General features: G+C 74.8%; 3 protein-coding genes. 2 read left to right on the top strand and 1 reads right to left on the bottom strand.

Features of this window, described 5'->3' with window-relative positions; all coding sequences use genetic code 11:
- Positions 1-63: 63 nt before the first annotated feature.
- Positions 64-693: a TetR family transcriptional regulator gene (locus ACFWA9_RS38775; protein WP_380394240.1), complete on the bottom strand. Its 630-nt coding sequence runs from the start codon at positions 691-693 to the stop codon at positions 64-66.
- Positions 694-795: 102 nt separating this feature from the next.
- On the opposite strand from ACFWA9_RS38775, the gene ACFWA9_RS38770 reads away from it, so the two are divergent.
- Both ACFWA9_RS38770 and ACFWA9_RS38765 read left to right on the top strand, forming a co-directional pair.
- Positions 796-2,274 (top strand): FAD-dependent monooxygenase, encoded by a 1,479-nt coding sequence (locus ACFWA9_RS38770; RefSeq protein WP_380394237.1) that lies wholly within the window; start codon positions 796-798, stop codon positions 2,272-2,274.
- 143 nt (positions 2,275-2,417) lie between these two features.
- Positions 2,418-3,362, top strand: a complete 945-nt coding sequence (locus tag ACFWA9_RS38765; RefSeq protein WP_380394234.1) for an MBL fold metallo-hydrolase — start codon at positions 2,418-2,420, stop codon at positions 3,360-3,362.
- Positions 3,363-3,472 lie beyond the last annotated feature (110 nt).

Below are 3,472 nucleotides of genomic sequence, written 5' to 3'. Positions count from 1 at the left end.
GTCGCGGACCGCGCGCCGGGCGGCCGACCGGCCCCGGTCGGGGCCGCCGCCGGCGCGCCGGGCTCAGAATCCGCGGGCGGCGGCGCCCTCGCGCAGCAGGGCGAACGCCTCGGCCGTCTCCGCGGCGGCCAGCACGGCCACCTCGCCGACGTCCTGCCCCTCGGCGAGCCTCGCCCAGGTGGCGTGGGCGAGGACCTGGCGCACCGCCGTGTACTGGGCCGCGAGCAGTCGGGCGGTGACGTTCCCGTCCGGGCCCAGCGCCTCGGCGAGCGCGCGGGTGTCGGCGTCGAGGTAGTCGAAGAGGTGGGCGGAGAGGCTGGGGGTCTCGTAGACCAGCCGGAGGAAGGCCAGCACCTCGGGGCTGTCCGTCAGCCCGCTGCTGGGGTCGCGCGCGGCCAGCCGCTCCAGGTGGTGGCGCTCCAGCGCGTCCAGCGGGGTGGTCCCGGCCGGGCGGGCGCGCACCACCCGCCCGGCCTCGCCGAGGTGGTCGGCGAAACGGTGCAGGACCAGCTCCTCCTTGCTGCCGAAGTAGCGGAAGAGGGTGGGCTTGGAGACCTCGGCGGCGGCGGCGATCTCGGCCACCGAGACCTGGTCGAACCCGCGGGCCAGGAACAGGGCGATCGCCGCCTCCGCGATGGCCCGCCGGGTGCGCTGCTTCTTGAGGGTCCGCAGACCCGTGTCCGACTCGCTCATGACTCGATCATAACCGGGAAATGTTTGTTACTCGGTTGCTTTTCTTACCGAGTTGCAGTTTGCTGGTGTGCATCACCGACGAGACGGAAGGGCGGACACACCATGACAACCGTGGTGATCGTGGGGGCGGGACCGACCGGACTGACACTGGCCTGCGGGCTGGCGCGGCAGGGGGTCGCCGTGCGGGTCGTCGAGAAGGCGGCCGCGTTCCACACCGGCTCACGAGGCAAGACGCTCAACCCGCGGAGCCTGGAGGTCCTCGCCGACCTGGGACTCGGCGAGCGACTGGCGGCCGCCGGCCGCACGCACCTCCCGTTCCGCAAGTACTTCGGCGGCGAGTTCGTCAACGAGACCGAACCGTTCGCCGGCGCCCGCCGCAGCACGGCCACCCCCTACCCGGCGAGCCTGTGGCTGCCGCAGACGCGGGTCGAGCGACTGCTGCGCGAGAAGCTGGCCGAGTACGGGGTGACGGTCGAACTCGCCACCGAGCTCGTGGACTTCACCCAGGACGACGAGGGCGTGGAGGTCCACCTCGCGGACGGCGGACGGATCTCCGCCGAGTACCTGGTCGCCTGCGACGGCGGCCGCTCCACCGTGCGCAAGCTGCTGGGGATACCGTTCGTCGGCGAGGGCGACCCGGAGCCGCTCATGGTCTGCGGCGACGTCGAGGTCGAGGGCCTCGACCGCGGCGCCTGGCACCAGTGGTTCGGCCCGCAGGGCGTGTTCATGCTCTGCCCCTTCGAGGGCACCCGCCGCTGGCAGCTCCAGGCGAGCCCGGAGACGGACGCCGACGGCCGGGCGGTCGCCCCCTCCCTGGAGAGTTTCCGGCGACTGGCCGCCCTGCACACCGGTCGGACGGACCTCGTGCTGGCCAACGCCACCTGGCTCTCCACCTGGCGGGTCAACGTCCGGATCGCCGAGGAGTACCGCAGGGGGCGGGTCCTGCTGGCCGGCGACTGCGCGCACGTCCACCCCACCGCCGGCGGGCTCGGCATGAACACCGGCACCCAGGACGCCTGGAACCTCGCCTGGAAGCTCGGGCACGTGCTGCGCGGCCTCGCCGCACCGGCCCTGCTGGACACCTACCAGGAGGAACGCCGTCCGGTCGCCGCCTGGACGCTCGACGTCACCACGGCCGGCATGACCAACGTCATGGCGGGCATCGGCACTCCGGGCGTGGGCGTGGAGGCCGGCCGGGTGGGCGACCTCACCGGCCTCTCGCTCGGCTACCGATGGAGCCGGCTCGCGGCCCCCGGTCCCGACGGCCCGCTCCGGGCCGGCGACCGGGCCCCGGACGCCGTCTTCACCGGCCCCGACGGCAGGCCGGCCCGACTCTTCGAGCACTTCGCCGGCGACCACTACACCCTGCTCGGCTTCGGCCCGGGCACCCGCCCCGCACTCGCCGGACTGCCGGCCCACGTCCGGCCCGTCCTGCTCGACGACCCGTCCGACGACGCCCACCGGACCTACGGGATCGCCACCGACACCCTCGCCCTCGTCCGACCGGACAACCACCTCGCCCTCCTCGCCCCGGCCACGGCCCGCCAGGAGGTGCTCGACCACCTGACCGCCCTGCGCTAGCCGCCCGGCCGACGTCGCACCCCTAAAAGCGAAGACGTTGCGTTAGCAACCCGGAGTGATCTACGATCGGCTAACGCAAAGGCGGAGCTTTAACGGCTCCCGCCGCTGCGGCGACGCCACCCGTACGAAGGGAACCCCGGTCCATGCACACGACGTCCGACGACCCGCGCGGTGCTTCACCCGCCATCGGCACCATCCCGGCCTGGGCCGTCGGCGACCTCACCGTGCACCGGATCGACGAGATCCCCCTGCCGCCCGACACCGGGCAGTGGCTCCTGCCGGACGCCACGCCCGAGGTCGTGCGGGGGCAGGACTGGCTGCGCCCCGACTTCGCCGACCCGGCCGGCCAGCTGCTGATCGACAGCCACACCTTCGCGTTCACCGTCGGCGGTCTGAAGGTCCTGGTGGACACCGGGATCGGCAACGGCAAGGACCGCGCCAACCCGGCCTGGCACGACCTCGACACCGACTACCTCGACCGGCTGACCGCCGCCGGGTACCCGCCCGCCGACGTCGACCTCGTGATCCTCACCCACCTGCACACCGACCACGTCGGCTGGAACACCCGTGCCGACGGGAACGGGGCGTGGGTCCCCACCTTCCCCCACGCCCGCTACCTCACCTCGCGCACCGAGCGCGAGTTCTGGGCCGGCCGGGAGATGGACGAGCCGCGCCGCCGGATGTTCCGCGACTCGGTGGACCCGGTGGCGGAGGCCGGGCTGCTCGACCTGGTCGACGTCCCGGCGGCCGGCGCCGAGGTCGCCCCCGGCCTGCGGCTGCTCCCCACGCCCGGCCACACCCCGGGCCACCTGGCCGTCGAGCTGTCCGGCGACGGCGGCGCGGCCCTCGTCACCGGGGACTGCGTCCACCACCCGGTCCAGTTCGCCCGCCCTGCCATCGGCAGCTGTGTCGACATCGACCCCGCCCGGTCGCGGGCGACCCGGCGGTCCCTGCTGGAGTCGCTCGCCGGCACCGGCACGCTGGTCCTCGGCACCCACTTCCCCCCGCCCACCGCCGGCCGGGTGGTCGCCCACGGCGACGCCTACCGGCTGGAGTCCGTCCCCGGCACCCCCCGTACGGCGCGCTGACGCCGGAGTGGGGGGGGGGGACGGGCCCCGCGGCCGACCCCCCCCGCCCCCCCCCCCCCCCCGGCAGCCCAGCCCACCGCCGGCGGGCCGCCGCCGGGCGCGCCCCCCGC

The organism is Kitasatospora sp. NPDC059973 (assembly GCF_042737525.1).
GTDB lineage: Bacteria > Actinomycetota > Actinomycetes > Streptomycetales > Streptomycetaceae > Kitasatospora.
Note: the sequence above shows the minus strand (reverse complement) of the source record. Positions and strands in the feature narration are given on the sequence as shown.

Bases quoted from the DNA above. Each gene is read 5' to 3' on its own strand.
- ACFWA9_RS38775 (WP_380394240.1), bottom strand. From the start codon at position 693: ATGAGCGAGTCGGACACGGGTCTGCGGACCCTCAAGAAGCAGCGCACC.
- ACFWA9_RS38770 (WP_380394237.1), top strand. From the start codon at position 796: ATGACAACCGTGGTGATCGTGGGGGCGGGACCGACCGGACTGACACTG.
- ACFWA9_RS38765 (WP_380394234.1), top strand. From the start codon at position 2,418: ATGCACACGACGTCCGACGACCCGCGCGGTGCTTCACCCGCCATCGGC.